We start from the raw sequence: 23079 nt of genomic DNA on the forward strand, positions 1-23079 counted from the left end.
CCACCCGGCGACGGTGGCGAGGGTCGAACGCCTGCTCAACCGTAGACCTAGAAAATCACTCGGATTTAAAACGCCCAACGAGGTCTTTCAGGCTCTGGTCAGACGCGGCTGAATGTTATGCACTGGGGAGTTGAATCTGCGATACGAATACCGCATCTCCAACCGACCACAAATAGTTCCTATCCAAACTAAGTGGAGTTTGGACAGAATGATAGCTAGCGGCCAAAGCTCATCAGTAGGAACATAGAACGCTTTGTTGGTTGGAACTACACTGTCACCCACAAGCCCAGCGGGAAAATACTCGCGGCTCTCGGAGCTAACTATTGGCACAAAGATTTTCCGAGCCTCGTCGCCCTTGAACTCACGAAATTGATGAGGCCTCGCCGCAAGTTTCTGAACAGCCTTATCTTCCGTTGCGAGGCGATCACGCTCGACGGCTTTAATTCTTGAGGAAATCTGTGGATACGAAATTGCGTCCGTCAAATTATCATCAGATATCCAAAGGCAATAACGAACTTCTCCGTTGATGAATTCATGAGAGCCAATGAACTCTCGTAGATACTTGTCCGGAACGCTGGCTGATCGGAGATCTCTTGCCTCGATGGCTGAGACCAGCAAGCCAGCCGATTTCGAGTAATAGACACCATACTCTAGGGCAACCTGAGAGAATGCAGGACTCCTAAGTGCCTTGATGATGTCCACCCGATGTGCGGTGAGGTATGGATTAATGTGTTCCACGACTGCCTTTGCGTCATCGTAATAAATAATGCGTGTTCCACTCTTGCGACCATCAACGCCCACGATAACTACCGTGACACCAGCTTTGTTGTTGGCAAGATTGCTCCACTTAAATGGAGTGACCGCGAATCTGATCCCAAATCCCATCGACAGGAGCAGGGCCCACGTGATGGGAACCTGCTGTCCCTGGCACATGCTATTCGTTGCCACGAATGCAAACGGTGCATCGCTATGAGAGTTGTATTGAGCAGCCTTAAGGAACCATGCTCCAACGTAATCTACGTTTTTCCACTGCTTAGTCAGGCCGGAAAACACATCCTTTAGATCATTCTTTTGTGCGACAGTTTGCTTTCGTGTTCCCGTGAAAGGAGGGTTGCCGCATATGTACGTCTCTCCGCCTTCGTTCTCGAAATCGATCTGTGCTTGATCGAGTGGTGTGCTGAATAAGTCGTCACCGAGTAGCTTCACTCCCGTGCCTGTGGGCGGGCAGATGCTCAGCCAATTCAATCGCAAAGCGTTGCCGCACGTAATCCAGTTTTCTTTTTCCAGCGGCAGAAACTCAGCGAGAGCGAGCTTTTTACCACGATAGAGTACGTCGCATTGATACTCGGCAATGATGAGGGCGAGACGCGCGATTTCGGCGGGAAAGTCACGCAACTCGATTCCACGGAAGTTTGTAAGCGGGATTTCGGAGCGGCTGTCGCCCTCGCCGCGACGCTTGTTAATCTCGGCCTCAATCGCCCGCATTTCCTTGTAGGCGATGACGAGGAAGTTGCCGCTGCCGCAAGCCGGGTCGAAGACCCTGATCCGCGACATGCGCTTGCGAAGGTTGAGCAACGTGCGCGGATTGTCCCCGGCTTCTTCGAGCCGCGCCCGGAGGTCGTTCAAGAAAAGCGGATTGAGCACCTTCAGGATGTTCGGGACACTGGTGTAATGCATTCCGAGCGCGCCGCGTTCCTTGTCCTCGGCGACGGCCTGAATCATCGAGCCGAAGATGTCCGGGTTGATCCTTGTCCAGTCGAGATTGCCGATGTGCAGGAGGTAGGAACGCGCAATCTTGCTGAATCGCGGCACGTTCAAACTGCCCGAGAACAAGCCGCCATTCACGTAAGGAAAGTCATCGGCCCACCGTGGGACGGAAGAACCCTTGCGGTCCTCCTGTTTGAGGTTCAGAGCCAGGAAGATCGTCTGGATCACCTCATGCGTGTTAGACGAGTCCCGAGCGCTCATGTGTTCGATGGTCGATGTAAACAGGCGGCCGCCGGCGAAGATGTCCGTGTCCTCGGCGAAGAAACAGAAGATCAGCCGCGCCATGAAGTGGTTCATATCCGGCCGACGCTTTTCCGTGCCCCATTCCGGGTTATCCTTTAGCAGCTCGACATAGAGCCGGTTCATGCGGCTGGTCGCGCGGATGTCGAACGAGCTTTCACGCACCTGCTGGACGGTTGTGATACCGGCCAGCGGGAGAAAGAAGCCAAAATGATCAGGGAAGTCGCGGTAGGCGCAGGCGACTGTCTCGCCGCTCGACAGGTCTTCGGCCTCGAAGGTCTCCCCATCCGTTGCCAACACGAATTTAGCCTTGGCGCGCGCGGTCGCCGTACTTTCCTTCAACGCGGCTAAGGTCTTTGTGATCTCGCCCGGCGGAGCGACAGCAATATGGATATTGTTGCTCTGAAGGACTCCGCCAAGGTCAGATTTATTGGACTCGCCCTTACGGAGGCGCTTGAGGGTCGTTTCCTTGTTGCCGAAGGCTTGCAGGAAGGCGAACGGGAACTCCTGGGGGTCGAATGTCTGCTCGGCCAGGGCCGAAATTGCTTCTTCAATCTCAACAGCGTTCATTCTTCCCCATCCCGTTACGCACGATAAGAAATGCCTGCTTTCCGTTCACGGATCAACGGACAATTATTGATGGGACAACTAGGGCTAGGCTGAGATTCTCCCAGTGAGGTGATTAGAATAACAAATACGGGAACAGAATAGGTGTCAGGAACATCTCTCCAACTCACGAAATCGCCGCCGAAGGATACGCTTTCCTCCTCAATAAATCACGCCCCCCAAAGGGATGCCTCATCGGAAGTGCTGAGTGAAGAAGGCGAGATGAGCGGGAAAGGCGCGAAATGCGCGACGGGGGGCTGGTCTATCTGGTTGGCCGGATCGGGAAGCCTCACCAGAGACCGGATAGACCAGACGAACAGGGAGCCCAGGCGTAGGCTTATCGTGATCGCGACTTCCAGTATCCTGGCTCTCGCCGCAAGTGCATGATCGCGAGGATCTCAATCGCGTCTAACTTGGTCCGATAGATAATCCCATAGGGGAAGCGGGGGAGCTTGCACTTACGAACCTCGTCCACAACCTTCGGATATAGCTGGGGGCGACGACGAATTCTGTGGAGGGCATCGTCGAGAATGTCGAGGAACCGCTGCTCAAGACCTGGCTGTCTTTCCCTCTAAAATCTTGCCGCGTCGGCTGCCTCCAATCGAGCTTCCGGATGCCACCGGATGTGCATCAGGCCTGTTTCTTCCGTAGCTCGGCCATGACAGTATCGGAATCAATCAGTGTGGCATTTCCACGATCGATGTCATCGCAGCGGCGCTGAATCTCTGCCCGCCATGATTGGGAGACGTCGAAGTCTTGCTCAAAGTCGAGTCCTTCCAGGAGCGCCGCGGCGATAAACGCTCGGGTTGCGGGCTCCAACAGCATGGCCTCGTCCAGGATCTTCTTCGCGTCAGCTTTCATGGCTGCCCTCCTTCAGGCCAGACATCGGCACGGCATTCCAGACCTCGTCGTCCTCGTTGTCCCATACGTGGCGCATGACCGGTTCCTGCGCCTGCTTTAGTTCTTCAGTGAGACGATCTCTCAGTCCATGTTTGATTTCAATGTATTCGATGAAATCCAACACTTCCTGCGCGAGTGTGTCCGGGAGCTTTTGCGCTTCCTTGAAGATTCGTTCGGCTGTCGACATATCGCCCATCCTCTCTTTGGCCGCCAAGGCCATGCTCATCTTTTTATTATGGTCCGAGGGCCCTTCGGAAACAACCGATGCCCGTTGCCTCGCTCACGCTCTCGCGCAAACGGCGCATACTCGACGGACGATCCTAAGCCGAGATTCGTGAGGGATATGAGGCTCTCTGGCCGTTTGAGTATGAGTACATCTGCGATACCCATTCCACACTCCCCTCAACAGCCACTCGCCTTTGAAGGATACCGATTTGCCCACATCCTGACAAGCTGTACTCGCGAAGTGCTGAGCAAGGAGGGCGGGACGAGGGCGGGTTCATCTGGTTTGTCTGGTCTATCTGGTTGGTCGGACAGGGGGATGGTCGGTCTGGTCTATCGCGCCTGCGGGACGGGCACGACTAGCGGGAAAGACGAGACGTGAGGCGTGAAAGGTGAAACGCAAGGGGTGTCCGGAAGTGCTGCGTGCTGAGCGCGAAGCGCGGCATGGGAAGAGCCGTGCTGGTTGGCCGGATCGGAAATTCAACCAGAAGAACCAGATAGACCAGAGGAACAAGAAAGACCGGACAGCCTGCTAGGCGGCCGCATAGGTCCTGACGTCGACTTGGACTCCCGCGCGGACGGCTTCTTCGGCAGTCTTAAGCAGGTGAGCGGTGACGCTTTCTTCCACGTACTCTTCTCCGCAATTCGTACAGACCCGCGCCGGAACTCCTTTGATGACGACCGTTGCGCCCTCGCGCTCGAGCGTGACCGTCGCTGTGCCCTGGTGAGTTTCCCCGGTTTTGCAAATGACGCACATCATCGACGCTTCCTCCTCTTGAATCCCGACTCCCACTCTTCGATATCCGGCTGATAGACGGTCACGATGATCGTTTCCTGGGCCGACCCATTATCGGCTGCCACCACATGGAGGGGACGCAAGCCACTCCACCCCAGTATCAGCCGACTTGGAAAGGGCTTATCCGTCGGATAGGTTTCGATGGTCTCCCCCGTTGCGACGACCAGCCTGACGTCCTCTTTGCTGACTCTCCGTTGGAACATCCGCTGGATAGCATGAACCCGAAAGACCAGGAGAAATTGGCTCATTCTGTCGTGATCCCCACCCCACTTCTTACCCAGCGTCGTTGAAAGGAAGTCTAGCGCAGTCTCACTCGAAAGTCATCCGACCGACGACGATGCGCGGACTGGTGTACCCTAGGCTGCGGGGCGGTCCTTCCTCGAATGGCGTTGGCAAGATCGATGAAACTGGCCCCAAGGAGCAAAAGGGCACTGACCAAGAGGTCCATCGACACTGACGGATCGCCGGCGAGGCAGGGCTGAATCAGGTGAGTTTGTACTGGCCTGATTTCTGAGTGCCGCTTCGCTGGACCAGCCCTGCTTCCAGGAGCGGATTCAACAGATCCATAGCTCCCTGTTTAGAGACCCGCAGGCTCTCGCGAATCTCTTTGGGCGTCATCGACCGGCGGTCCTTGAGCAGCCGCAGTCACTGCGTAACTAATAGGTCAAGTATGAGTCAAGTTATGAGTCAACCACACACCAGTCCAAACATCTTTGTTCATGAAGGTGACCGATTGCCCCACGTCCGGACAAGCTGTGCGCGCAATGCTGGAGGCTCGGTGCTGAGTCCTGGGTGCTGAGCGAGGCGCGGGGATGGTCTATCTGGTCTATAGAGCCTGCGAGATGCGCGGGACTGGTGCGCCTGGCTGAGGCGTATGGCCGATAGCGGCGGAACAACTCGCCGCCCCCTAGCCTAGACCCATTCGGTTCTTCTCTCTCGTTGAATTAGCCATCAATCGCCGCTGTCATGGCCTGACGACAAGATGGCCTCGCCGGTTCTGCTGATAACAGGTCTCGGAGCGGTCTCGACAAAACGGGCGTTCTTTGCCGTAGGACACGACGATGAAGCGCTCAGGCTTAATCCCGAGTTCCATCAAATAATTGCGGACTGACTTGGCCCGCTTCTCCGCCAGCACGAAATTATAGGTGGTGCTGCCCCGGTCATCGCAGTGCCCTTCCACTTTCAGCTGGACGGCCGGATGCGTGCGCAGCCACTCGGCATCCCGGCTGAGCGCCTGTCGCCCCTCATCATCGATGTTCCAGCTATCGTAGCCAAAAAAGACATCACGCAGGCCGGCTGTCGCCGTCGCGGTTTGTTCTGCTCGCATTTGGTCCATCTGCCGTTTCGCGGTAGCCGGGTCCACCTTGGTGATGGCCATGCCAGGGCCGGGCCGTTCTGTGCCGGGAAGATCGGTCATGGACGTGCTGGGCATACTGTCGATCGGTGCGGGATAGGCGGTGCTCCCGTCCGATCGGCCAGCTTTGCTTGAGCAGCCCGCGCTCCACAGCACCAGACAACTGATGGCCAGTAGGCTGATCATCCGAACATCACGATTCATGCGAACCTCCTTGGTGAATACACAATAAGGTTCCGCTCTTCTGCTCGTCGGAATTTTGCTTCTCCTGGCAGGTAGTGTAACTGGGTGACCGGACCAGGGCAATACGCAAGGGTGAGGAGGGCTATGCTGTCGTGCTATCGAACGAGAAGCGCGCGACGAGGGGGAATGGCTGGAATGGCGAGACGTGGGGGGGCGAAGACGGTTTATCTGGTCTATCTAGCCTGTCTCGTTTGTCTGGTTGGCCGGATCGAGAAATCAACCAGAAGAACCCAAAAGACCAAACAAACCTAAGAGGTCGAACCGCTAGCGGCGACTCCTCTATGCGGCGCGAGGGCCTGCTTTCTTTTCTCCGCCCTTAATGGCGTTGGCAAGATCGGTGGAACTGGCCCCAAGGAGTAAGAGGGCACTGACCAAGAGATCCATCGACACTGACGGATCGCCGGCTTCCATTTTCGCCACTCGGGATTGACTGGATTGGAGGCGCTCAGCGAGCTGGACTTGCGAGAGGCCCTGTTTATTCCGTCGCTCCCGAAGACTCCGACTGAGCGCCAGCTTCACTTCGATGAGCACCGCCTCCGCTTCTGACAGCCCGAGAAACTCCTTCACGGACCCGACCACCCATCCGGCAGCTTCCAGTTTTGCGCGTTTCGTTTTCTTCATGGTCATGCTCCTCTTAAGCATTCAGTTGGTCATACTCTCGGAGTCGGCGTCTGCAGGTCTGAATAATCGATTGAGGCGTCTGTTGAGTCTTCTTCTTCAACACGTCGAGAATGACCACTGCGTCAGTATCTGCCCGGTATATGATGCGAAACGTGCAGGACTCATCATTGATCCGCAACTCATGGCATCGAGGCCCAATGGCTGGCATGGGCCGTGAGTGCGGCAGTCCAAGCGATTCGCCCTGCTGCAACAACCTGAGCGCATATCCCGCTTCGAGGCGCGCAGCCTGAGAGAACGGCGGTGTCTTGACCCCGCCACGAAGCCAGACAAGTGGTTTGTCTATCTCGCCCATCGTCACACAAGGATCCGTTGACTACACAAGATCATATGTCATATCGGACATACCGTCAATCCCCCAATCCCCGCCTCTCTCCTTTTTCCTCCGACGAATCACCCTCTACAGGGAGGCCTTTGGCTTTCGCGGACGTGACCGGAGGAGCGAGGTATCCGCTGGGTTGAGACGGGAGGAAAAGCTGGAACTGACCGACGCTTCACGGTGGGCACCACCGTGACGGAGGGAATTCCAGAAGGCTTCCACCCGGCGATGCCCGAGCGGATCGCTCCGGGAGGTGCGGGAGCGAAGCCCGAAGGCATCACTCCCCCTATACTTTTGGAATACGCAGCGTTTTACTGATCATCAAGGTCCCGGAGAGGACAAACAGGAGGGATAGGGGGTGGAGGTCGCAGGGCCCGAAGGTCCAGGATCCCCAATAGAGGTGTGCGCCCAACCGGTCCTGCCAGGCGGCCCAGACGAGGACGCCGATCAATAGTACCGTGGTGGGAATGGGAGTGCCTTCGAAGTAGGCGACCTTGTCCGCTCCCTCGGAGAGGCGCTCGGCGGTGACGTTGTACCGGGCCAGGCGGCTGACCCCGCAGCAGACGAAATAGGTGAGCATGACCCAGTCCCACCCTCCCCGCAGGCCCGCGGCGAATCCGATGGCCGCCGGCGCGACCCCGAACGAGATGATGTCCGCTAGTGAGTCCAACTCGCGTCCCAGCGCCGAATGCATGTGCCGCCAGCGGGCGACCCGGCCATCGAGCCAGTCGAAGAGGAGGGCTGCCGGCGCCATGGCCACGGCGGCGAAGAAGTCGGTCAGGGCCTGGCTGCCCATGTAGCGCATGCTGAAGAACACCGCGGCGAGTCCACAAGCGGCGTTAGCCAGGGTGAGAAAGTCGGCTAAGTGAAACTCGCGGATCATCGAGAAATGTTTGGAAGGAGCCATTGCCACGGCGGAAATCTACGCTGGATCCCTACGAATGTCCAGACGGCGCGTCTCGGTGCGTGGTCTGCCGTGAAATGTGAGGGCGGAGATGGTTGGTCTGGTTGGTGGGGCGCCGCGCGAGACGAATGTGCGATTGGATGTCAGCCCGTTGCGTAGCCGCTGGGAAAGGAGTATTTTTTTCGTACATTGGCAATCAGAAAGGAGGCTCCCATGACACCGTTGCGGCTCCTCTCCTTGACCTGTGTGCTGCTTCTCTCCACCACGTCTCTGGCGTCGGCGGAAATTCTTGCCCTCCTCAACTATGAGAGTAAGCCGGGCCAGCCGGTGAGACGCGAAGCGATCGCGATCATGGACATCGATCCCGAGTCTGCGGACTTCGGGAAGATCTTGATGGAGGTTCCCCTTCCCTCCGATCTCGTAGCGCACCACATCTTTTTCAACCGTGATCGGACGAAGGCCTACATTACGGCGCTGGGCAAACCCCTGCTGCACGTCGTCGATCTCACCCGCTTCCCCTATCGCCTGCGCGCGATTGCCGTGCCGGACTGCCAGGTCGGCGAGGATCTCGTCGTCTCGGAGGATAACCGAACCTGGTATCTCACCTGTATGGGCTCCAGCAACGTGATCATGGGTGATGCGGTGAGAGATGTGCCCATCAAAACGGTGAGTGCGGCTGAACCGGCAGCCGCCTTTATCCTGTATCCGCACGGGATTGCGATTCACAACGGCATCGATCGGGTTCTCGTCACCAGCTCCGTCAAGCCGGATATGTCCGACGTGGGTGAGTCGGTCACGGTGCTGGAAGCCAGTACCGGGAACGTGCTCTCGACGCACAAAATCTCGATGAAACCTTCTCCTGCCAAATCCGCTCCCGTCGAAATCATGTTCAGCCCCCATGCGAATCCCCCCGTGGTGCACATCACCACTATGATGGAAGGGACGCTGTGGGCCGGAATCTGGGATCCGAAAGCCCAGTCGTTTTCCTTCTATCAGGTCGATGATTTCGGACCACGGCAACAAGGGATGCCATTGGAAATGCTCTACAACAAAAAGGGGGACCGCTTGTACGTCACCACGGCCAAGCCGGGGTTTGTCAATCTGTATGACAATACCGATCCACGGCAGCCGAAGTTCCTCCAGGCCATTCCCGCCGCTCCGGGCGCCCATCATGCGGTCCTGTCGCCCGATGAACGCTACCTGTTCGTCCAAAATAGCCTGCTCAATCTGGAAGGCATCAGCGACGGGTCCGTCACGGTGATCGACTTGTCGAAGGGTGGGAAAGTGCTGGGGAGCATCGACACGTTGAAAGCGCAAGGCTTCAACCCGAACTGCATCATGCTGCTGCCGAATCATTTTCAGCTTCAGCACAGCACCTTGCGTGTGAGCCGATGAGGACGGGACAACGGGACTGAGGGCGACTGAGAAAACCTACGGGGGGCCGGGCTGGGAGCCCGCCCTCTCAGGTCTTGAAGCCGATGCGGCGGGATTTGGGTCCGGCTCCGCCATGAGTTCACGAATGGCTTCGAAAACAATCCGAAACTGGCCATCGTACTTCTTTCCCAGATCGGTAAGGCGTCGGGCAAGGGCTTTGTTCGAACCGATCATTTCTCGAAGCTGAACACACGCTCGCATGATGGCAATGTTCACTTGGATCGCCCTCTTGCTTCGCAACACGCTGGACAACATTGCCACTCCCTGCTCGGAAAAGGCATAGGGCGCATGCCTTCTCCCACCCCACTTCGAACTTGATATCGCAACTTGCGATTTCAAGTCATCAAACTCCAGTACCTCGCTTTAGGGATGGGGGCTGATTGAACTTCCACTGCGCGCGTCCAACGAGGGTCGTCCGCGACCGCGCGTTGCGCGAGCACAGAAGTTCATCAGCCACCATCCCGTCTCCCTCTGTTTGCGGTTCAAAAAGAGACTTGTTATAGTCCGCGCAGGTGGAGGGCCGTATGGGAATGGAACCGAGTTATATCTTGATCGACGGGCAGACGTTCAGCAAGGCGAAGCTGTCGCTCGACAACCATGTCTACAAGAACTGCGCGATCGATGACTGCGACATCTATTTCAGCGGTGGACAATACGAGTTGCTCGATACCCACATCACCAATTCCCGCCTTATCCTCAACCACCCGGCCAAGGGCATGTATAACGCCGTGCAGATCTTTAAGATGAAGTCGCCGGGGTCACAAGTTATTTTCGAGTGACCCGCTGGCCAGAGGCGAGAGGGAAGCACAGGCCTCCGACCTTCGGCCTCTTGCCCCAAGCCTCTCGCCTATTTAATTGAGATATTCTCTGCGAACTTGACGATCTCGATCGCCTGAAAGACGGGGTCTTGCGAGCCTTTTGAGGATTCGGCTTCGACTCGCAGCAGGAATGGGGCAGGGCCTGTGATCGGCGCGTAGTTGAGGATTACTTCAACATCGAACGTCTTGGTGTCTTTCGGCGTGGGGAAGGTAAAGATCTCGACGCGCAGTTCTTCCGGCTTCAAGACGGTATCTTCCAGGACTTTGACCGCCTCGAAATCGAAGCTCGTCTTCTGACCCTTGGCATCCTGATAGACTCGCCCATAGACCCGCTTGTCGGTATAGACGGTCTTGAGATTCTTCCCTTTGATATCCAGATCCAGCACCACCGTCGCCCAGGCCGGATGGGTGGTCGGCAGACTGTGCGGCACGAGACTCTGCACCTTCACCGTGACAATGGTCTTGTCGCCTTCAATCTTGGTCTGCACGTCCAGCTTGGCTGCTTCCTGGCGGAGCTTGCCGATGCGTCCGGGGAAGGTATGGTTCGCCGTTTTGCGCTTCTTCTCCCCGTTCGCCGACTCGCCGACCTGCTCCGGCATGTGACAGGTCTGGCATTCTTTGCCGGACTTCACGGCCTTGCTTTGATCCCAGCTTCCGAGCAGATCGTTGCTCTTCCCTAAGTTGGCCGCCGAGGGGACCGACTGATGGCAATTGAGACAGAGATCTGATTTCTGAAAGAGCCCGAGCTCCATCGACTGGTGCGCGAGGTTCTGGACGAAGTCCTTATAGGGCCCATAGAGCGTTTTGCTGCCGAGTTCGTACTTGGGCTCCGGCGGTTGTTTGGTCCGATCGACCTGCTTGATCAAGTGACATTGTGCGCAAGCCACGCCGTCCAACGAGGGGTCGCCGGACTTGGCTTGATCGACGAAGAGTTGTGCCTGCTCGGGAAATTCGCGCACGTGTGGCGCATGACAGCGGAAACAGAGCCCTTTGTCCTTGCCGGCTGGAGACTGGAGAAAGGCGTCGAGCGAGGCGCGAAATGCCGGCGAATGAATGGACTTCGATAGCGGCGAGGTTTCCCATTCTTCAAACACACGCTCGTGGCAACGCTTACACTTGCTGGAGCTGGGAAAGGCCTTCTCAAGGGTGGGCTTGGAGGCATCCTGCGCATAGAGGCCTTGGTCGAGCCCATGCGAAAGCACGAAGGCCGCTACGAGCACTATGCCGATTCCTAGCTTCGCACCGATCGACTGTCGCACCATCATCATGCCCCTCGATTGGACGACTCAGAGATTTTTCGCCCGGTACGTTAAAAGACGGGGCTGCGTATATTCTTCAAAAATCTTCTTCGCACTCTCCCGCTCTTTGTCGGTCGCCAAGGTAGCCAGATACTTTTCTTTCAGGCTCGGCTCTGGCGTCGGGATCAACGCATAGTTCAGCACCGCTTCAATCGATGCGGCGGTCGTGCCGGTGGGAATCGCCAGGGAGAAGGGGACTTTTCTCGTATGGCCCCCCTTGATGAAGGGATCGGGAATCTGGCCACGAAGAATTTTGTCGTAAGGCAAGCCGAATTGCTTCGTCTCTTCTTGCAGTACCTTGCCCTGCGCATCCTTGGCGGTCAGGACCAGATAGAACTGCTTGAGCACCGGGTCGCCGTCTGGGAAGCTATGCGGGAGGCTGCCGATCTTCACCAGCGCCGTACCCTCCACGGCGGAGGCCGACTTGGTGGCCTCAAGATCCACGCGAGGCATCCATTCGGCCTGTAGATTGCGATTTCTGAGGAGGGTGCCTGGGACAACCACACCACGGAACCAGTGCCGACCGATGGCGCGAGTCATGGAGCCGCGCCGCGAGGTAGAGCTGCCGGTCGAGGGCTCCATGTGACAGTCCTGGCACACCGTGCCCTGCAAGATCTCTCCGGCCAGGTCCTTCTGCGTCTCATCCTTGACCTTGTCGAAATGGCAGGAGGCGCAGTAGTTCGCACCACGGAACAGGTCGGATTGCGTCGCCGGATGGACGAGGTTTTCCTCCGGATTGGGATAGGGGCCGTAGATCATCTTGCCCGGCTCGATCTTGAACGACGGCGGGGAGTTCGGTGTGTGCTCCACGCTCTTGATCAGGTGGCAGGAGGCGCAGCCGATCCCTTCCACTTGCGGCTTGCCGGACAACACTTGCGCCACAATCTTCTCGACATGTTGCGGGAACACCGTCGTCGACGGCGCATGGCAGGCGAGACAGCGGCGGCGCTCGTCGGCCGTTGGATTGGTCTGCAGCCAGACACCCAACACCGTGCGGAACACCGGCGACTCCAGCGACGTGCCATGTAACAGCGCGGCATCGACCCGGCCGAATGTCTTCAGATCCGGCGTCTGTTCGCGCACGCCTTTCCATTCTTCATAATGCCGATCGTGGCATTGCTTGCAGTCTTCCGATCGAATGAAAATCTTTTCAATCTCCGCCACCCAGTCGGCGTGAGCCGGAGCCTCTGCCTTCTGCGCCATAGCACGGCCATGCGACAGCGCGATGAGACCCACGATGATCAGGAGGAATAGTCCGAAGGCGATTCGTTGTGCGTACTTGCGTCGTCCCATGCTCAATCCCGTTTGCATCCGACGAAATGAAAATTCACACCCCACCCGACCGGATCGCCTGGATCGGCCGGCTCATAGGTGCCGACGGTGAAGTTGCATTCCTTCATCCCGCGCTTGATCGCTTTCCCGAAATCGAGCATGTTTCTGATCTCGGTCTTGTCGATCTCTTTGATGACGGACCGGACCTTGATGCCGGCATAGTCGGCGCGCGAGTTCCCGATCACTTCAAACACCGCGACGCCCTGCGCCCGTTCGAGTTTCAATTCTTTTTTGATGTCTTCGTCCACGTCGCCAACGATCACGCCGAATTCTTCACCTAATTTCGCCGCTTCATCCACGGTCATCGGCTCCGGCTCCGCCGCATGTACCGATGGCTGCCCAACGCCGCTAAGGATTGCCAGGCACAGGCCGACACACAAAAAAAAGGCCCTTCCGCTCCGAAGGGCCTTTGTGTGAGCAGTGACGGCACCGATTCGAGCAACCTCCAACGTTCGCGCCTTTCATCCGCACAGGTAGCGTTATCTTAACAAAACACCTGGCAGGCTGCAGAAGACCAATCCCGCAGGCTGCTCAAACAGTTCGTCAGCGAGGCCGCAGGCGAACTATCCTTCACTAAGGGGTGGCTGGGATGATCCCTACTGCGCGCGTCCAACGAGGGCTTTCTCAAGCCGCGCGTTGCGCGAGCACGGGGATCGTCTCAGCTACCCCGTCTCCCTTTTCAGCAGCCTGCTAGAGCTTCACAATAGGGTCGATCACCAACTGAAACCACGGCGCGACGGCCTTTTGCCCGTTCCGCTCTTTGTTCTCCCCGTTCCATACAGCAAACGACACGGTTTGCACTCGTCCAGGAATCAGCTTGGCTTCGTTCTCTTGCTCTTCACTCACCAAAGGCCTGCGCATGACCACGTGCCAGACCCCATCTTTCCAGGCAGCCTTCCCTTGAACCCGCCCCTGCTTTTCTTTGGTCGTCAGCGTGCTAAAGCCTCCGCCGATGAGGTCCTCGACCGAAGAGACCCTGCGCGGAATGACTTCAAAGGTCCGCACGCCGTCTTTGGATTTTTCAGACGTCTTGGCAGCCCGGCGATCGATATCGCTCTGCCAATCGGCCTTCCAATGCCAGATGTTGATGTAGTGATCGAGTTGGCCCATGCAGAAAAATGCGGGCGCATCGCCGAGGGGCAGCCCGATCGCGACACCGTCGCGAAAGGTCCCCGGCGTCAAGCGGTCATTTTTTGTGTTGTCCTGCCATTCCAGCAGAAAGGCGATTTCGGTGCCGTTGTGGAGCGATCGCACCGTGAGGGCCCGTGCGGTCGGTTCAGGCCAGACCGGCCTGGTAATGACCTGACCGCTCAAGGGAAGAGTCATCGGCGCGACCTTGGCCCATGCCGTATCCTCGGGGCCCGTCGGCAGCTCCCCCTCAACGAGGCGCGCACGAATCATCATGCCCTCGGAACTGACGAGGGGCACGTCGAAGCCCACTAAGAGGCCAGCGGTCACCAGGATGAAGAGGAACAGCAGCAGTAACGGGCGGGAAGCCATCTTCGTCGTCGTACGCACCATGCAAGGTCCTCGGGTGACTGGCGCGAGCCACATTCTTACGGGTTCAGAATACCACAACCCCCAGGCGAGGCCAAACCGGCGGCCTCGTGATTTCTACCAGAGTTTCACGCGGCGAATTTTATTTTCGCCCCGTTCGCAAATGTAGAGATAGCCCTGGGAGTCCAGCGACAGTCCGACGGGAGAGTTAACGACGGCCTCGATTCCGAGGAGCCCGTCTCCATGTTTCACGGTCCCGGACGATTCTTTCGCCACGAAACGCGCCGCGCCGCAGCCACCCATATTCTTGTCTTCGTAGCCGCTGTCTCCGTTGCCCGCAACCGTGGTAATCACGCCGGTCGCAACGTCGACCTTCCGCACGCGATGATTCATCGTATCGGAGATGTAGAGATTGTCTTGATGGTCCACCACCACAGCTTCCGGCGCATGGAGCATCGCTCTGACGGCCGGCTTGTCGTCACCGTCGTAGCCATACCGGCAGACACCGGCCACGGTCGAGATAATCCCGGTCTTGTGATCGATGCTGCGGACGCGGTTGCTGCCCTTGTCGACGAAAATGATATCGCCTTTCCCGTTCACCGTCAGCCCAACGACGTCGTAGATGCGGGCCTCGAGCGCGGGCTTGCCGTCGTCGAGGTACATGGACATGTCCAGTCCGTCCGAACAGACCGGCATGAGCCAGCCATGGTCGTCGCTGAAATCGATGCCGATCGCATCGCCGGACAGCACAACAAGATTCCGCGCCACGAGCGGCTGCTCGCGTGCTTCGTCCTCGGCTGTCCAGGCCCCGGCGACGGTCGTGACCATGCCGGTCTTGGAATCATAGCGGCGGATGCGGTGCGCCTGGGTATCGGCGATATACATCACATCGTCGGGATCGAAGGCGATGGCGGCGGGCCAGGTGAGATTGGTCTCAAGGGCCGGACCATCTCCGTTGAACCCATGCTGCCCGGTGCCGATGATCGTGGTGATGATGCCGGTCTCGCGGTCGACTTTGCGAATACGGTTGCTGCCGGAGTCGCAAATATAGAGGTCGTTGTGGGAATCGAATGCGACGTCGAGCGGCAAGTAGAGCCCGGCTTCCCCGCAGAGACCTTCGTCGCCGCTGTAGCAGGTTTCGCCGATCCCGGCAAAATTATGCAGCGTGCCTTCCTTGAGACTGACCCGTCTGATGCGATCGGATCCGGACTCGGCAAAATAGAACCAAGTCTCGTCCTTGTCCAATGCCGCGTGGTGAGGCAATGGAATCCCCGATTTGACCGCCCGCTTCCCATCGCCGGTGCTTCGGGCCTTGCCGTTGCCTGCGAAGGTTTCGATATAACCGGTCGCGAGCTGCAGTTCGGTTTCCATAGACCTGTGACCTTAATCCCGGCTGATTAGCCGCGTGAAACTGATTGAACCGTTTCGGCTTGCTGTACCACTGGCGCTGCGGCTTGCACCGGAGGCGCGGAAATCGCTGGCTGCGGAGCCGCAGCCGTCTGCTGCTGCGCGGCTTGTGCCGCTTGCGCTTCGGCTTCGATGAGGTCCGCCTCATGCACGGACTTCTTGAAACCCTTGATTGCCTTGCCGATCCCTTCTCCCAGCTGCGGCAATTTGCCCGCGCCGAAGATGATCAGCACGATGAAGAGGATCAGGATCAACTCTGTAAAACCAAGACTCCCAAACATGGTGTGTTCCTCCGTACGAATGGGTAAATCAGGATGCGCTGGTCTCTTTGGCCCGCTTGGAAAACCGCTCCTTCAACCGATTCCGCGCCTGTTCGGCCTGCTCGAACATCTTGGCCTTGTCGTAGACGCTGATCAAGTTGTAGTAGGCCAGCGGCTCCTCTGGATTCTGCTCGACGGCATCTTCCATCACCTTGATGGCGAGATCGGTCTTCTTGTGATTCATCGCCAGCTCCATCAGCTTGAAACTGCCCTCCAGGTGCTTCGGGTCCAGTTCGAGCGTACGGATATAACATTGGATAGCCATGTCGATGGTGTTGTAATCCGACACCTGGGGATTATCGAGTTCGACATAGACTCCGGCAAGATTGTACCAAGCCATGGGATCGTCCGGCGTGATTTCGACCAGACGCTCGTAGAAATCCTTGGCTTCCATGAACTTCTTTTTGTCCGCATAGACCCGCCCGAGATTGAAGAGCGCCAGCACATCGTGAGGGAACACGTCGAGCGCATGTTTGAATTCGACTTCGGCTTCGTCCGTCATGGCCTTCGTCGCGTAGATCGTGCCCAAATTCGAATAGTACATCGCGAGCGATCGATTCATTTCGGCGCGGAGACCCTCCGCCATCTCAATCGATTTCTTGACCTCGACGAGCGCATCGTCCATCCGGCCTTTGCTGAAATAGAGCTCGCCCAATCGGCAGCGGGCCTGAAAATCGTCCGGCTCGGTTGCCAAGAGCTTTTCGATCTCGAGAATTTCTTCGTCGGGATTCAATGGCTGATCGCCCGGATCGACAACGGCTTGACTTGGCTCAGAAACAGAAGAGGTTGGTTCGTTCATACGATTCCCTATAGTAAAAAGGTTCGTTAGATATGTCCGCCTGCCAATGAGTCCGGCGTGCTGATCATGGGAGCGTTCGTCGCCGGCGCCGAATCCGTTGCGTCACGCCGATACCGGTCCATCGTCAACAGCATCACACCGAGCACCACCATGAGCGTCAAATTCGAATAGAGGAGCGCATACCCGGCAATAAACATCAGCCCGATCCCGTAGCCGGCGAGTCGCCCCATGGTCAGCAACTTGATGACCGTATAGGACCAGCAGAGCAAGCCGGTCATATAGAGCGCAAAGGGGAGGAAAAACGTGTAGCCCATGCCGAACTGGAAAATCCACCCGATGCCGTCTGCCGCCTTCCGAATGTTGCCGGCCATCGCCGGGTCATATCGATTGAGCAGATAATCCAAGAACAGCATGAGGGTGAAAATGGACACGGCCGTCGCCCAAAACCAGATCGCGCGGCGGCGTTGCCGTTGATTGCGCGTCCGAAAGGAGACGCCCCGCCCATAGGCCCAAAACACAAGGATACTGGAGAGGACCATCAAGGCCTCGCCTGCGCGATGGGCCTCGTACACGAACGGCGGAGCCGCGACGGTCCCGATGAAACTATAGGTCGTGGACACGATCTGGTAATACAGCCAGCCCCCGATTCCTAACAGATAGGTCACGCCCATCGCGCGATGCGACCATTCGGTGTGGGTGGAGAGGTATTCCACCATAAGGCAGATCAAGGCGATCAAGGCGACGGAATTATAGATGGCCGATCCCAGGAAGGCGGGAGGCACCAACAAGAAGCCCACCGTGAGAAGCAGCAGCAGTACCACGCAGGGAATGACGATCCTATTCGATCCGACAAACCCGCGGCCGGCCATTCGATTGATCACCCCTACCGCCAAGGCGAGAAACAGCAGAATGGCCACAACATTGAGCAACCACTGCCCGACCTCCGTCAATGCCGTGAAGGTCGGAATAATCCACTCATGTGTCTGCGCCAACTTGCTGAGATGCATCCCCAACCGGGACACAAGCCGATAGAGGATCAATTCCGAGAAGGACACAATCAGGACAAGCTTGATCGTGTACTGGAATAACAGGGATTGATCGCCGATCTTCCCGGTTATTCGATCGATGGTAGAATTTGTAGCCGTCACGCTGTACACCCTTGAGGAAAGGACAAATTATACCGATCGAGAAAAGCCAGGGTCAACGCCGCACAGAACACGGTTACTCCGACCCTGTCGGCTGTGGCACGCACACTTCCTGGGCCTTGGCCCTGGCGATATACAGCAATCCATCGGCCATCGAGTAGTTGAAGGGCAACTCACAGACCACTTCGCTGACCTTTTCGTAGACATGCTGGTAGAGCCGTTCCGACTCATCCGGCGTCATGCCTTCCGACACTTCATAGAAAAATCCAAGACTGAGGTCTTCTGCCGACGGACGCATGATGCGCCGGATTCCATAACTGCCCGGATCGCTCATGATCGGGGCCTCTTTTTCCAAATCGAAGAGGCAGGGCTGGCAGGAGAATCCGTACGATTCGTTGAGCCGTTTGTTCTCGACGATGAAATTCATCGTCTCACGGGCTTCCTCTTCCTTCTCGGTCGGGAACCCCACGATGATGTAACAATGCACTGCGATCCCCAAGTCGACACAATCGTCGGCGATGCGCCGCACCCATTCCTGTTTGATCCCTTTCTTCATGAAATCCATCACCCGCTGGTTGAAAGACTCCAATCCGAAAACGATCTTTAAACAGCCTGCGTCCCGCATCGACGCCAGGAGCTCACATGTGAGATGCTTTTCGAAACGCATCTCACAGGTCCATTTAATGTCCAGCTTCTTGTCGATGATCTGCTGGCACAGGCGTTTGGTCGGCGAGAGGGCGAAACACTCGTCGGTAAAGAAGAACCGTTGCGCACCATAGCGCTGCTTCAGCCATTCCAATTCCTCAACGGTTCGTCCCGGTTCCTTCTGCCGGAAGTTCTGGTGATCCAGCGTGAGGGCGCAGAACGCACAATCCTTATAGTAGCAGCCCCGTGAAAACTGGACCGGCAACACCGGCTCCGGCGACAGGTACAGTCCCAGAGGAAAGCCGTCATAATTCGGCGCCGGCAACTGGTTGATATTTTCCGAGTAGAACGGCTGGTTGACTGTGATCTTCCCGTTCTGCCGATAAATCAGGTTGGGAACCTTGCTGAAATCTTTCTTCCCGTCCAACTGATTGACGAGTTCAAGCAACGCCGTTTCGCCCTCGAATACGATAATATCGTCGGTCAGATCGAAGAGGCTCGGACAGCGCCGTAAGTTATCGACCAATCTGGTGAAGATGCTGCCGCCAATGGTCAGATGGATATTGGGAGCCGCCTCCTTGATCAAACGACAAAGTGTCAGACCAGGAATAATCTGCGAGGTCGCCGTAATCGAGACACCGATTAAGTCAGGCTGATCACGGATAATCGACTGAAGGAATCGTTCACGGAACAGCTTGATATAGGGATTCTGCGTCTCATCCCTGATGATCTTCATCAGGTCTTTGGACGAATAGATGGAACAGTTACCGAACTGATTATCCACGACTGTCAGCCTGGTCGGGAAGTAGACCGTGGAAATTACTTCCAGCCATTTGTCGATCAGAAAGAGGCTCTCTTTGTAGGATTCAATATCGTAAAAACCTTCCCCGCGAAGGGTCTCTTTGGCCGGTTCAATCCGATCAATGAGATAGGGGAAGCGGTCCAGCGACTCCACGACTCTCGCCAAATGCTCGGCACTTCCCGGTCCAGTTTCACCGGTTCGATTCTGTTCAAGCGCTCGCCGTTTATCGAGCAACTCTTGATACAGCTCCACTCCGTAGGCGTGCGTCACCACTCCGTCTAAGAGTTCAATCCCAAGATCGCGTTGAGAGACGTTCGAGACGCCACCCTGAACGAGAAATCCCGTCAATGAAGGAAGGCTGAGATAGGGCTGTGAGGGATGCCACGTTGGAGGAAAGAGCAGTGAAACCTTCATGCTAAATCACCACCAACTTGAGTGAAAAATAAGACGTTTTCTCAATAAAATCGGACAATGTTTTATACACTCCGGTATCGGCCAAATGCAACCCTCGGAGGTCCTGCTCATCGCATAGAGAGCGGTCGCAACGACTTGCCGCTGGCTCTGTCCAGCCTGCCAGTAAAAAAGAGAAACCCCAGTCCAGCTTCACGCCGGACTGGGGCTTTCTTGTTGGCTCTGACTCCTACCCTAGCGGTAAGAGATGGTCTCTCCAGAGACCGGTTTCCCTACTGAAGCTTCAGGGTAAACCAGGTGGAGAGCGCCTTCATGCCGTTACGCTCGACGTTGTTGCCGTCCCACACCGCGAAGGCGATGGGCACAGACATTCCCGCCTTGAACTGGGTATCGTTGGCGTCACCGGTTTCCAACGAGCGCTTCACCACTACGCGCCAGGTTGGACCAGAGTATCCACCGCCCTTGACGGAACCTGATGGCTCCCACACGCCGTTGCCGATGACATCCTGATGCGCTTGTGTGGTCAGGGTGCTGAAGCCATTGGCGTTCAGATCCTCGACCGAGCTCACGCGCAACGTCGGATCGGACATGATGTTGCCCGACCAGATACCAGGATTGAAGGGCCCGAGGCTGCGACCGATCCGGTCAGGATAGGTCACGCCGCCAGCCGGCTCTTCAAAATAGTAGTCCCAGAAAATGCCCGGGTATTGATCGTCCACGTCCCACATACCCGCGCTATCCTTACCGAGATCCTTCTGCCATTCTGCGTTCCACCGCCAGATGTTGGTGGTGCCGCCCGACTGGCCCATACATTGGAACGGTGGTGCTCCAGCCGTGTTGACCGGGAACATAAGCGCCACCTGGTCCCGAAAGTCCTGGGGACCAATCGTCGTATCGTTCTTGGTCTGGTCATTCCACTCCAAACGCATACCGACTTCTTTACCGTTGGTCATGGCCTTCACAAACACCGACTTCACCGAAATGTTCGGGTGCATCGGTGTGGTGATCAGCTGTCCGCTCAACGGAACGATCACGCCTGGCACACTCTCCCAAACCGGGTTGGCGCCATCCATGGGAATCGCTCCCTTGATGGCCTTCGCCGGAATCGTGACCGGTTGGCTGACAGCCAACGGCACCTGCCCGATCGTCAGCATCACGCCGACGATCAACGCAGAGAGAAGAATGCCAAACACCACACGCTTACTGTGTGTCTGCACTACTCTCATAGGACTACTCCTCCTCTCGATTAAAAGATTAAGAACGGTGGCCCAAGATAACTGCCGACAAACAAAAAATAGAGACCCTCATAAATACAGACAATGGTTAGGCGGTTCCACTTGGCCCCCCCTCCTCCTTGTCTTTGCCCTGATCCTTTTTATCCAAGAACGACTCGGCGCCCACTTCGTTCAGCAACAGGCTCAGCTCGTTTCCCTGATCTTGCGCGCCGCACTCGTACGTCTGGCCTTCCGGCGCATTAAACGTTGCCGGACGATAATCGGTTTCCGAATAGGGCTGCGGAATGACCCCCAGGAACGCTGCTTCAAAATCCATCCACTCCGCCATTAAGTCTGCTACGTGTTTATACAAACCTGAATCCGCCTTCTTCCCCAACATCAGGCAAAACAGCGGGACCCACCGGCCGATATGATTCTTGACGAATTTTTTCTGCGCATCCAGAACGATCTGCGTCTTGTCTGCTCCATCGTGGCAGCGGGAGTAGGATTCTTTGTAGGCGAGAAAATGCATGAACTCAAACTCGACGCTCAAATGATCAAGTCGCTCATGAATATCTTTGGACAGCTCCACCCCGAACGCACGATAGAATCCTGCGATATCCCCCATAACCTGAGATTGCGCAAACACGTGGTCGTTTCCGAAGAGCGTTTCGTAGGGAGGACAATCAAGGGTGATGACATTACTGAAGACTCGACGATGCTCGGCCTGCAGATCGATGAGTTGCCAGTTCGCACATTCTGACGCGACAACTTTCCCGATCTGATCGAACTGCTTGCGCAACAGCACCAGCTTTTGCTTGGCTCGCTCCCCGCCAATACCGTCGAGCGCTGCGTCTAAGGCATCGATCGCCGCGCGACCATCCTCGACAAACTCACCACATTGTACGTAATCAAGAAACTCATCGTCTTCGGGGTAGAGCAAACTCCAGGACACGAGCAGATAGAGTTTGCTGCGATTGAGGGCGCGTTCGACCGCAGGCGAGTCTTTAATGGCCGGCGTAGTCGGAATGACCGCGGCTGCGACTGGAGAATTCATTTGCACCGGCTGTTTACTCGTCATGAGAATCAGCTCCTCGGTTGACCCTGTTGCCCACATCAATTTTCCGGGCACTTGAGGTCAAACCTTTGGCACAGGCTCGCGTATGATAGGTAAAGGCCCAGGGGTTGTCAAGCGCGATCTCACCCTGTGCAAGGGATAATCTAAGCCGATGATTTCTCAAATTATTCTCCCGCGTAATACATTCATTTTTGCTTCAATTTTCCTGCTTGCATTCAGACACATTTCTGTGGACTACGAACTCGCCTGCGCCAACAATCTATACGGCGTGATTCGAATGGCCACATGATCATTCACCGTTCGACAGACTTGCTCACACAATCCACATCCGACGCACCGCTCAGCCGTCACCACAAGCCGCTGCATGTCAAAATCCATTGATAAGGCATCCGTAGGACACTTCGACGCACAGGCATGACAGCCCTGCCCCGCCGTGCAGACTCGATGCGATACCACAGCACGGCCCATTCGTATCTGCTCGCGTCCTTCGACCGGGAGCAGCGCGTCAGTCGCACAGGCCGAAATGCAGGGCACATCCTCGCAAAGATAGCAGGGCACCTGATCCGCAAAAATCACCGGCGTCCCGTTCTGCGGATGGAATGTGATCGATCCGTACGGGCAGATCTTGGCGCAATCGCCGCACTGCGTGCATCGCTCTAGAAACAATGTCTCGTCCACGGCACCGGGAGGGCGCAACCAATCCGTCCGTACCGGTGGTGGAGCTGGCTGCTCCGGCACCGCCGCTTGATGCTTGGCAAACTCCTGTGCCGCCTTGGCGACGGACACGACGGAATCCTTGAGAAAGTCGCGACGTCCGTATGATGAATCGGTAGCCACAGCGGTTCACACC

At 56.8% G+C, this 23079-nt stretch carries 24 protein-coding genes and 1 pseudogene; 2 read left to right on the top strand and 23 right to left on the bottom strand.

Annotation, left to right across the window (positions count from 1 at the left end):
• Nucleotides 1–87 precede the first annotated feature (87 nt).
• The 11 genes and pseudogenes from Q7U76_03080 to Q7U76_03130 all read right to left on the bottom strand — a co-directional run bounded on the left by Q7U76_03080 (nucleotide 88) and on the right by Q7U76_03130 (nucleotide 8032).
• Nucleotides 88–2577, bottom strand: coding sequence for a lactate dehydrogenase (locus Q7U76_03080; GenBank protein ID MDO8355357.1), 2490 nt, complete (start codon nucleotides 2575–2577; stop codon nucleotides 88–90).
• 373 nt (nucleotides 2578–2950) lie between these two features.
• Nucleotides 2951–3154: pseudogene (locus Q7U76_03085) on the bottom strand (type II toxin-antitoxin system RelE/ParE family toxin).
• An 89-nt stretch (nucleotides 3155–3243) separates the two neighbouring features.
• On the bottom strand, nucleotides 3244–3474 hold the full coding sequence (locus Q7U76_03090) for an addiction module protein (protein ID MDO8355358.1): 231 nt from the start codon (nucleotides 3472–3474) through the stop codon (nucleotides 3244–3246).
• Nucleotides 3464–3700 carry a DUF2281 domain-containing protein gene (locus tag Q7U76_03095; protein ID MDO8355359.1) on the bottom strand — a complete coding sequence of 79 codons (237 nt, stop codon included), beginning with the start codon at nucleotides 3698–3700 and terminating at the stop codon, nucleotides 3464–3466. The genes Q7U76_03090 and Q7U76_03095 overlap by 11 nt, the downstream gene beginning before the upstream one ends.
• 567 nt (nucleotides 3701–4267) lie before the next feature.
• A complete protein-coding gene (locus Q7U76_03100; GenBank protein ID MDO8355360.1) occupies nucleotides 4268–4495 on the bottom strand; it encodes a type II toxin-antitoxin system MqsA family antitoxin in 228 nt (75 codons plus the stop codon).
• On the bottom strand, nucleotides 4492–4779 hold the full coding sequence (locus Q7U76_03105) for a DUF4258 domain-containing protein (GenBank protein MDO8355361.1): 288 nt from the start codon (nucleotides 4777–4779) through the stop codon (nucleotides 4492–4494). Before Q7U76_03105 ends, Q7U76_03100 begins: the two co-directional genes overlap by 4 nt.
• A gap of 235 nt (nucleotides 4780–5014) precedes the next feature.
• Nucleotides 5015–5170 carry a helix-turn-helix domain-containing protein gene (locus tag Q7U76_03110; protein MDO8355362.1) on the bottom strand — a complete coding sequence of 52 codons (156 nt, stop codon included), beginning with the start codon at nucleotides 5168–5170 and terminating at the stop codon, nucleotides 5015–5017.
• Between the two features lie 325 nt (nucleotides 5171–5495).
• Nucleotides 5496–6089: an OmpA family protein gene (locus Q7U76_03115; protein MDO8355363.1), complete on the bottom strand. Its 594-nt coding sequence runs from the start codon at nucleotides 6087–6089 to the stop codon at nucleotides 5496–5498.
• A 318-nt stretch (nucleotides 6090–6407) separates the two neighbouring features.
• Nucleotides 6408–6749, bottom strand: coding sequence for a helix-turn-helix transcriptional regulator (locus Q7U76_03120; GenBank protein ID MDO8355364.1), 342 nt, complete (start codon nucleotides 6747–6749; stop codon nucleotides 6408–6410).
• A gap of 13 nt (nucleotides 6750–6762) precedes the next feature.
• Complete coding sequence (locus tag Q7U76_03125) at nucleotides 6763–7101, bottom strand: type II toxin-antitoxin system RelE/ParE family toxin (protein MDO8355365.1); 339 nt, start codon at nucleotides 7099–7101, stop codon at nucleotides 6763–6765.
• A 310-nt stretch (nucleotides 7102–7411) separates the two neighbouring features.
• Nucleotides 7412–8032, bottom strand: coding sequence for a CDP-alcohol phosphatidyltransferase family protein (locus Q7U76_03130; protein ID MDO8355366.1), 621 nt, complete (start codon nucleotides 8030–8032; stop codon nucleotides 7412–7414).
• A gap of 210 nt (nucleotides 8033–8242) precedes the next feature.
• On the opposite strand from Q7U76_03130, the gene Q7U76_03135 reads away from it, so the two are divergent.
• Both Q7U76_03135 and Q7U76_03140 read left to right on the top strand, forming a co-directional pair.
• On the top strand, nucleotides 8243–9424 hold the full coding sequence (locus tag Q7U76_03135; protein MDO8355367.1) for a YncE family protein: 1182 nt from the start codon (nucleotides 8243–8245) through the stop codon (nucleotides 9422–9424).
• Between the two features lie 563 nt (nucleotides 9425–9987).
• Entirely contained in the window at nucleotides 9988–10242 is a 255-nt protein-coding gene (locus Q7U76_03140) for a hypothetical protein (protein ID MDO8355368.1), read from the top strand.
• A 68-nt stretch (nucleotides 10243–10310) separates the two neighbouring features.
• On the opposite strand, the gene Q7U76_03145 is transcribed toward Q7U76_03140, so the two are convergent.
• The 12 genes from Q7U76_03145 to Q7U76_03200 all read right to left on the bottom strand — a co-directional run bounded on the left by Q7U76_03145 (nucleotide 10311) and on the right by Q7U76_03200 (nucleotide 23066).
• Nucleotides 10311–11549 (bottom strand): multiheme c-type cytochrome, encoded by a 1239-nt coding sequence (locus Q7U76_03145; protein ID MDO8355369.1) that lies wholly within the window; start codon nucleotides 11547–11549, stop codon nucleotides 10311–10313.
• A gap of 18 nt (nucleotides 11550–11567) precedes the next feature.
• A complete protein-coding gene (locus tag Q7U76_03150; protein MDO8355370.1) occupies nucleotides 11568–12872 on the bottom strand; it encodes a multiheme c-type cytochrome in 1305 nt (434 codons plus the stop codon).
• A gap of 2 nt (nucleotides 12873–12874) precedes the next feature.
• Nucleotides 12875–13216, bottom strand: coding sequence for a PDZ domain-containing protein (locus tag Q7U76_03155; protein ID MDO8355371.1), 342 nt, complete (start codon nucleotides 13214–13216; stop codon nucleotides 12875–12877).
• A 385-nt stretch (nucleotides 13217–13601) separates the two neighbouring features.
• Nucleotides 13602–14432, bottom strand: coding sequence for an ethylbenzene dehydrogenase-related protein (locus Q7U76_03160; protein MDO8355372.1), 831 nt, complete (start codon nucleotides 14430–14432; stop codon nucleotides 13602–13604).
• Between the two features lie 93 nt (nucleotides 14433–14525).
• Nucleotides 14526–15779 carry a hypothetical protein gene (locus Q7U76_03165; protein ID MDO8355373.1) on the bottom strand — a complete coding sequence of 418 codons (1254 nt, stop codon included), beginning with the start codon at nucleotides 15777–15779 and terminating at the stop codon, nucleotides 14526–14528.
• A gap of 26 nt (nucleotides 15780–15805) precedes the next feature.
• Complete coding sequence (gene tatA / locus Q7U76_03170; GenBank protein ID MDO8355374.1) at nucleotides 15806–16096, bottom strand: twin-arginine translocase TatA/TatE family subunit; 291 nt, start codon at nucleotides 16094–16096, stop codon at nucleotides 15806–15808.
• A 28-nt stretch (nucleotides 16097–16124) separates the two neighbouring features.
• Nucleotides 16125–16934: a tetratricopeptide repeat protein gene (locus tag Q7U76_03175; protein MDO8355375.1), complete on the bottom strand. Its 810-nt coding sequence runs from the start codon at nucleotides 16932–16934 to the stop codon at nucleotides 16125–16127.
• A gap of 26 nt (nucleotides 16935–16960) precedes the next feature.
• Nucleotides 16961–18082 (bottom strand): hypothetical protein, encoded by a 1122-nt coding sequence (locus tag Q7U76_03180; protein MDO8355376.1) that lies wholly within the window; start codon nucleotides 18080–18082, stop codon nucleotides 16961–16963.
• A gap of 73 nt (nucleotides 18083–18155) precedes the next feature.
• Complete coding sequence (locus Q7U76_03185) at nucleotides 18156–19940, bottom strand: radical SAM protein (GenBank protein ID MDO8355377.1); 1785 nt, start codon at nucleotides 19938–19940, stop codon at nucleotides 18156–18158.
• Nucleotides 19941–20209: 269 nt separating this feature from the next.
• Entirely contained in the window at nucleotides 20210–21163 is a 954-nt protein-coding gene (locus tag Q7U76_03190; protein ID MDO8355378.1) for an ethylbenzene dehydrogenase-related protein, read from the bottom strand.
• A 97-nt stretch (nucleotides 21164–21260) separates the two neighbouring features.
• Complete coding sequence (locus Q7U76_03195; protein MDO8355379.1) at nucleotides 21261–22232, bottom strand: molecular chaperone TorD family protein; 972 nt, start codon at nucleotides 22230–22232, stop codon at nucleotides 21261–21263.
• Between the two features lie 231 nt (nucleotides 22233–22463).
• A complete protein-coding gene (locus tag Q7U76_03200) occupies nucleotides 22464–23066 on the bottom strand; it encodes a 4Fe-4S dicluster domain-containing protein (protein ID MDO8355380.1) in 603 nt (200 codons plus the stop codon).
• Nucleotides 23067–23079 lie beyond the last annotated feature (13 nt).

The organism is Nitrospirota bacterium, from assembly GCA_030645475.1.
In the GTDB taxonomy this organism is placed as follows: Bacteria; Nitrospirota; Nitrospiria; order Nitrospirales; family Nitrospiraceae; genus Palsa-1315.